5 protein-coding genes and 1 pseudogene are annotated in these 6,252 nt (G+C 36.8%); 1 reads left to right on the plus strand and 5 read right to left on the minus strand.

Annotation, left to right across the window (positions count from 1 at the left end; all coding sequences use genetic code 11):
* Positions 1-92 precede the first annotated feature (92 nt).
* From V7149_RS17090 to V7149_RS17110, 5 genes and pseudogenes are all read right to left on the minus strand, one after another.
* Positions 93-671, minus strand: a complete 579-nt coding sequence (locus tag V7149_RS17090) for a LysE family translocator (protein WP_335346812.1) — start codon at positions 669-671, stop codon at positions 93-95.
* A 243-nt stretch (positions 672-914) separates the two neighbouring features.
* Positions 915-1,532: a nitrite reductase gene (locus V7149_RS17095; RefSeq protein WP_335346813.1), complete on the minus strand. Its 618-nt coding sequence runs from the start codon at positions 1,530-1,532 to the stop codon at positions 915-917.
* A gap of 105 nt (positions 1,533-1,637) precedes the next feature.
* Entirely contained in the window at positions 1,638-4,070 is a 2,433-nt protein-coding gene (locus V7149_RS17100) for a heavy metal translocating P-type ATPase (RefSeq protein ID WP_335346814.1), read from the minus strand.
* A 132-nt stretch (positions 4,071-4,202) separates the two neighbouring features.
* A pseudogene (locus V7149_RS17105) lies at positions 4,203-4,349 on the minus strand (copper ion binding protein); the annotation flags it as partial.
* A gap of 73 nt (positions 4,350-4,422) precedes the next feature.
* Complete coding sequence (locus tag V7149_RS17110) at positions 4,423-4,755, minus strand: metal-sensitive transcriptional regulator (protein WP_335346815.1); 333 nt, start codon at positions 4,753-4,755, stop codon at positions 4,423-4,425.
* 465 nt (positions 4,756-5,220) lie between these two features.
* Here V7149_RS17110 and V7149_RS17115 point away from each other — a divergent pair, with 465 nt between their 5' ends.
* Positions 5,221-6,180, plus strand: a complete 960-nt coding sequence (locus V7149_RS17115; RefSeq protein WP_335346816.1) for an arsenic resistance protein — start codon at positions 5,221-5,223, stop codon at positions 6,178-6,180.
* The last annotated feature ends 72 nt before the right edge of the window (positions 6,181-6,252 follow it).

Below are 6,252 nucleotides of genomic sequence, written 5' to 3' on the forward strand. Positions count from 1 at the left end.
ATACTTAAAATCAGTGAAACTAGCCGACAAAGCTGTAATACCTGCTGCTTTTTTATAGATAAATTTATCCACTTTATTCACCTCTTTAAACACTACCCTACCCATATCATGATTGTAGCATAAACTAAACCTAGAGCCATGATTACATTAACCATCCTTGTATGCTTTTGTAAAAACTTCTTGAGGATAGCACCGAAAAGAACCCAAGAAATAAATGCTAAAAAGCCAATGATCGTTATGACGATAACACTTATTGTAACGGCAGGCATATCGGTATAGTAGGGCAAAACAAAGCTAGGTATAACTGTCAATGTAAATATGACTACCTTTGGATTTAAAAACTGCATAAGAAAGCCGGTAGTAAAAGTTCCAGTGTTGTTTTCCGTTGATTCTGATGTATCCATTTTATAGATTTGATAAGAGAGATATAGCATATATATCGTTCCGATAATCTGCATACCTATTAAAATTTTTGGAATAACAGTTATCAGCACCGCATTCAACATCGCAGATATACCAAGTAATAAACCAAAAGCAATCGTTGCTCCGTACGTATATTCCATTGCCCTTTTTGGTCCATAATTATGCACAGTGGATAAAATGACAATGTTCGTAGGTCCCGGAGTAAAAGTCACAATAAAACAGTATATGATAAAAGATGTAATATCCATGATGAAAACTCCCTTTCAGCGTTTTCATATAAATATACATCTAAAAATTTAATGGGATATAGTATATTATTGCAGGATTAGATATTTGTTTGATTGAAACCCTTAAAAGTCCCTTTTTAAAAACGCTATCTAATATATTCTATGGCGGTTATATAGAATAACCTTTTTAAACTTTTTTTGCACCACCTCCTTAATTCAAGGGTAGGGTAAATAGAGTCTTTTTAATAAATACAGAGATTTATATTAACTTATTAAATCATCTCTACCTATCCGTTTTAAAAATTTATAAAACGACTCTCGCTTTTTACCCATTTGCGAATAGATAGCGATAACCTTTTCTACAGTATCGTACAATTCTTCTGGCGTTAAATTCTCCTTCAGCAAAGAACCGACCTCGGCGTCTTTCCCTTTTGCTTTTCCACCAACATATAAATTGTAATGGTCTCTAATTTTCATAACACCTATGTCGCTTAACATGGGTTCACCGCAACCAATGGGACAACCTGTATAGGCAACTCTTAAGGTAAAGGGAACAGCTCTTCCAGCAATACGGCGATTTAATTCTTTTGCTACCGGCATTCCTTCCTCTTCTTCTCCTTTGCAAAAATTGCAGGTTCTTAAGCTTTTTACGAAGTTTCCAACTGGATAACATGCTAATCCAACATTTTGAAATTCTTCTATAATATATTCTTTTTTGGCTTCCGGGATTTCTATATAGAGTTGTTGGAAGGTGGTTAACTCCAGTTCCTCCTCTTCATTCATATATTTTGATATTGTCACAAGTTGCTTCGCGTTGAGTTTTGCTCCGTACCCTATTCCCCCATTTATGGCGATCTTAATTTTTTTATCATTATCCTCCATATAACTTTTCCTCCTTTCTTAACCATCTACTATACGCTAGTATGGTATAAATTTTACCGATACGAGACCTGCCACTAAATATAGTGACAGGTGATATCGACTATTTTATTTTTCTAATTTCACTCTTTGTAAACGCAGTGCGTTTAACACGACCGACACGGAACTAAATGCCATTGCTGCACCAGCTACCCATGGTGCAAGTAACCCTATTGCTGCAATTGGAATCCCAATGGTATTATAGGCAAATGCCCAGAATAAGTTTTGTTTAATATTACGCATCGTTTTGCGGCTCATTAAAATCGCATCAGCAATACTGTTTAAGTCGCCTCGAATTAGTGTAATATCCGCAGCTTCCATGGCAACATCTGTCCCTGTACCAATGGCCATCCCAATATCAGCTGTAGCTAGTGCTGGTGCGTCATTAATCCCATCGCCGACCATTGCCACTTTTTTGCCCTGTTCTTGTAGTTTTTTCACTTCTTCTGCTTTACCCTCAGGAAGCACTTCTGCAATAACCGCATCAACGCCTACCTCTTTACCAATTGCTTGGGCTGTACGTTCATTATCACCTGTCATCATAATTACTTTGATGCCCATTTCTTGTAATCGGCGTACAGCTTCCTGAGATGTATCTTTAATCGTATCTGCTACGGCAACTAGCCCTGCATATTGCCCATTAATATTGGCTAGCATCGCTGTTTTCCCATTGCGCTCTAATTCTTCCATCGCTGGGAGAACGGATTGTATATCGATCCCATATTGTTGCATAAGTTTACGCGTTCCAATGACAACCCCTTGACCTGAAACAGTCGCCTGCACCCCATAACCTGGGATCGCTTCGAAGAATTGGACATCACCAAGTTCAATGCCTTTATCTTGAATGCCTTGAACGATAGCTTGTGCTAATGGGTGCTCTGATTGCTTTTCCGCTGCACCGATCAACGATAAAAATTTCGTTTCGTCTTGACCATCTGCTACTAAAACATCCGTTAGGACAGGTTTACCATGTGTGACAGTACCTGTTTTATCGACTACTACTGTGTCAATACCTTGAGTTTGTTCTAAGTGTTCGCCACCTTTGAACAAAATACCAAATTCTGCAGCACGACCCGAACCAGCCATAATGGAAGTTGGTGTCGCTAAACCAAGTGCACAAGGGCAAGCAATTACAAGTATGGCAATTAACACTTCAAGTGCTGGTGTAAACTCACCTGGTTGAACAAATATAATCCATACTAGGAAGGCAATGATAGCAATCCCTACTACTATGGGTACAAAAATACCTGAAATTTGATCCGCCATCCGTTGGATTGGTGCTTTTGAACCTTGTGCATCTTCTACTACTTTAATAATTTGGGCTAATGCTGTATCACGTCCAACCTTTGTTGCTGTCATTTTGATGAAACCATTTTTGTTAATGGTTGAGCCGTATAATACGTCACCTGCTTTTTTATCCACTGGTAAACTTTCACCTGTTAACATCGATTCATCAACAGATGTTGTTCCTTCTACTACTTCACCATCAACAGGAATTTTTTCACCTGGCTTCACTAAAATCGTGTCACCTATTACTACCTCTTCTAAAGGTATTTCTTTTTCAACTCCATCACGTATGACGATAGCTGTTTTTGCCTGAAGCCCCATCAATTTTTTGATCGCTTCTGATGAACGGCCTTTTGCTCTTGCTTCAAATAATTTACCTAAAAGAATAAGTGTAATCAGTACTGCACTGGTTTCAAAATATAAATGTGGACTGTGGTGTGTTCCAGCTGTAACAATCGCTTGATATACACTATAAAAATAGGCTGCTGAAGTGCCCATAGCAACGAGTACATCCATGTTTGCACTACCATTGCGAAGTGCTTTATAGGCACCCACATAAAACTGTTTACCGATAATAAATTGTACAGGTGTTGCCAATAACAATTGAAACCATGGATTCATTAAGATGTCTGGTACATATAAAAACGATGTAAAAGAAAAGTGCCCAACCATCGTCCATAATAGCGGTAACGATAAAATCGCTGAAATTATAAATTTACGTTGTTGATCTTTAATGTGCTTTTCACGGTGGTCGACTTGTTCTTTTTCGTCTTGCTTTTGGTGCGCACCGTAACCTAGCTTTTCTACCTTCGCAATGATGTCTGCAATCGCTACCTCCGAAGGATTAAATTCGATTGTTGCTTTTTCAAGTGCTAAATTGACGTTCGCATTTGCAACACCTTCCATCTTATTTAATCCTTTTTCTATGCGCGTAGCACATGCGGCACAGGTCATTCCGGTAATATCAAATTCCGCTTTTTGTTTGACAACACCGTAGCCAAGTGCTTCGATTTTCTTTTCAAAATCAGCTTCACTTAGTTTCGAAGGGTCATATTTAATCGATGACTTTTCAAGGGCTAAGTTAACGGTTGCTTGCTCGACACCCTCCATTTTATTTAGCCCTTTTTCAATACGTGTTGCACACGCTGCGCAAGTCATTCCGGTAATTCCAATACTCGCTTCTTTGGAAGCTGCACTTTTTGCTGCTGAACTCATGAACTTTCCACCTCTCAAATACCCACAAGGGGTATATTTGTTTGAAAATGAGAGAGTGCTGCGATAGCACTCTTATTCCACCTCATATCCTTGGTCTTCAATGGTTTCTTTAATTTTATCAAGGGATACTTACGATTCATTAAATGTCACTTCAACTTGGGCATCATCTAATTTTACATTTACCTGGCTAATACCTTCTAATTGACCAACGCTACCTTCTATTGAATTCACACAATGCCCACATGACATTCCTTGTACTTTTAATGTTACATTTTGCATACCTTTTCTCTCTTTTAACGAAATGTTATTCAGCGTGATATACACCATAGGGGTATATACAAATTAAAAAAATTTACTTTTTCATTAATTTTTGAATGGTTACAACCAATTCATCGAGTACCTCATCATCACCTTCTGAAAGACGATCTACGACACAACCTTTAAGATGACCTTCTAAAAGAATTTTAGCTACACTATTTAATGCAGATTGCGTAGCAGAAATTTGTGTTATCACATCATCACAGTAAACGTCTTTGTCTATCATTCCTTTGATGCCTCGAATTTGCCCTTCGATACGATTTAATCGAGTGGTTAAATCCTTCTTTACTCGTTCTGGATGATGGCTTTTACGGCAAGACGTAACATCCTCAGTATGGCAAGCTACTTCATTCGCTGTGTTTTCCATTAGCTCAACCTCCAATCTTGATTTTATATTACCATACCCATGCTGGGTATGAAAAGAAATAAACATAAATATTTTTTATCAGTATGCTAAAACCTTTTTTGAACACGATTGTTAAAAGGAAACTACTAGCTGAATGGATTTCTTACGAAAATCGCTGCTGCCCATTTATAAAATTCTCACTATATGTAAGTGGTGAAGCAAACTCTATAAGATAAGAAATAATAGGAAGTAAAGTAGTCAAAAATCTACTAAGAGAAGAATTTCTTTTAGCATAAGCACCTTTACTCTAAATCTTTCCGGTTTGGGGGATTTTTAAATTAAGCTAAATAACAATTATGATAATATTAAGTAAGAATTCCTGTTCAAATTAAATATTTTCTTAAAAATCACTTATTACATAAGCCTCTTATTTAACAACTTTACAGAAAGTCTTTTTAGGGGGCGGTAAGAAGGGGCATCCAAATAATGATTTCTAGAGAAAAATTAGAAAACAATCAAGTTTGGCTATATGTCATTGTACTACTGATAGCAGCTGGATTTGGATTAATAGCTCCTGATTTCGGAGCACAATTAGATGCAACAATTTCTTTTATCATTGCTATTTTAATGTATAGTATGTTTTCGCAGATTCCTTTTACTTCTTTAAAAGAATCGTTTGCTAATCGTCGTTTTATTTGTGCTTTATTAACAGTTAACTATATTGCAGTTCCTATTGTGGTGTGGCTTCTATCAAAGTTATTACCCGAATATCCACCGTTATTGCTTGGGGTCTATTTAGTATTACTTACACCTTGTATTGATTATGTGATTGTTTTTACAGCTCTAGGGAGTGGTAATGAAAAGCTTATTCTTATTTCTACACCTATTCTCTTCATTACTCAAATGCTGCTATTACCTTTGTATTTATTATTGTTTATTGGGGATGATGCAGCAGAAATAGTAGACCCTGGTCCATTCCTTGAAGCATTCATTGGTCTTATCGTTATCCCTTTAGGACTTGCTATTGCCCTACAGATATTTGCAAAAAAATCACTTATTGGGAATAAAATAATAGATATATCGGCATGGCTTCCCGTCCCATTCATGGCTCTTACTCTTTTTGTTGTTGTATCGTCTCAAATAGGCAAATTATCAACATATATTGACCTGATTATCAAAGTAATTCCTATATATATTGCTTTTATGATTATTATGCCTATCATTTCTAGGTTTATTGCAAAGTGGTTCAAGCTTGATATTGGTTCAGGTCGTGCACTTATATTTAGTGGAGCTACACGTAATTCTCTTGTAGTTCTTCCTCTTGCTTTAGCCTTACCAGATAATTTGAGCACATTAGTAGCAGCCATAATTGTGACACAAACAATCGTTGAACTTGCAGGTGAACTAATTTATATTCGATTAGTACCCAATATACTTTTACGTTAAGAAACAACTTAATTCATATGTCTTCTAAAAAGCCCCCCTGCATCGTATAGTCAATTTAATACGATGCAGGGG

This window comes from Bacillus sp. JJ1503 (assembly GCF_036965125.1).
Lineage (GTDB): Bacteria > Bacillota > Bacilli > Bacillales > Cytobacillaceae > Cytobacillus.